At 68.9% G+C, this 1,431-nt stretch carries 1 protein-coding gene; it reads right to left on the bottom strand.

All coding sequences use genetic code 11. The features are described from left to right. Window positions 1–1,431: amino acid adenylation domain-containing protein (locus ACIOFR_RS42335; protein ID WP_401006188.1), on the bottom strand; the 1,431-nt coding region annotated here is incomplete at both ends.

The raw sequence follows: 1,431 nt of genomic DNA, 5'->3' as shown, positions 1-1,431 counted from the left end.
CGGCCGGGACGAGGTAGGCGGCCAGGCGCTTGACGCCGGGGGTGTCCTCGCGGACCACCACGGCGGCCTGCGCGACCGCGGGGTGCGCGGTCAGCGCGTCCTCGATCTCACCAGGCTCGACCCGGTAACCGCGGATCTTCACCTGGTCGTCGACCCGGCCCAGGAAGTCCAGCAGCCCGTCCTGACGCCACCGCACCACATCGCCGGTCCGGTACATCCGCTCACCCGGCTCACCGAACGGATCGGCGACGAACCGCTCCGCCGTCAGACCCGGACGGTTCAGGTAGCCGCGCGCCAGACCGACGCCGGAGACGTACAGCTCACCCGGGACCCCGATCGGCACCTGCCGCAGGAACCCGTCGAGCACGTGGGCTCGGGTGTTCCAGATCGGGCGTCCGACGGTCGCGGTCGCGGAGTCGAGGGTGCCGCCACCGAGCGTGTTGATGGTGTACTCGGTCGGCCCGTACAGGTTGTAGCCCATCACCCCCGGGGTGTCGCGCAGCTTCGACCACAGGGTCTCCGCCACCGCCTCACCACCGAGCAGCACCAGCACCGGACGGTGCCGGTCCTCCTCCAGCAGACCGGACTCGATCAGCGCCTGGGCGTACGAGGGCGTCACGTTGATCACGTCGATCTCGTGCTCGGCGCAGAAGTCCGCCAGACCCTGGGCGTCCCGGCGCAGGGCCTCGTCCAGGACGTGCACCTCGTGGCCCTCCACCAACCACAGCAGCTCCTCCCACGACATGTCGAACGAGAACGACACCGTGTGCGCGATCCGCAGCCGACGACCACCCGCCGACTCCACCACCGGATCGAAGATCGCCTCCCGATGGTTCAACTGCATGTTCGTCAGACCCCGATACGGCGTCACCACACCCTTCGGCCGACCCGTCGAACCCGACGTGAAAATCACGTACGCCGGCCACTCGGGATCCACCCGAACACCCAACGGACCGTCCGACAACCCCGCCAACTCCGCCACCACCTCCGGCGAATCCAGCAACACCACACCCCCCGCCTCCGGCATCAACGACACCGCAGACGAATCCGTCACCAGACACACCGGCCCGACGTCCTCCACCATCAACGCCAACCGCTCCCGCGGATAGTCCAACTCCAACGGCAGATACGCCGCACCCGTCCGCAACACCGCGAACAACGACGCCACCATCTCCAACGACCGCGGCAACCCCAACGCCACAACCCGCTCCGGCCCCGCCCCCCGCGCCACGAACAACCGCGCCAGACGATTCACCCGCGCATCCAACTCCGCATACGTCCACCGCGAAGCCCCGAACACCAACGCCACCTCGTCCGGCACCGACACCGCACGCTCCGCCAACAGATCCGCCACCGTCGCATCCGGCAACACCCGCGACGTCGCCGCCCACTCCCCCAACACCAGACCCCGCTCACCCACCGTCAACACAT

It is taken from the genome of Kitasatospora sp. NPDC088346, from assembly GCF_044740765.1.
GTDB lineage: Bacteria > Actinomycetota > Actinomycetes > Streptomycetales > Streptomycetaceae > Kitasatospora.
This window is presented reverse-complemented; position numbering and strand designations above follow the sequence as displayed.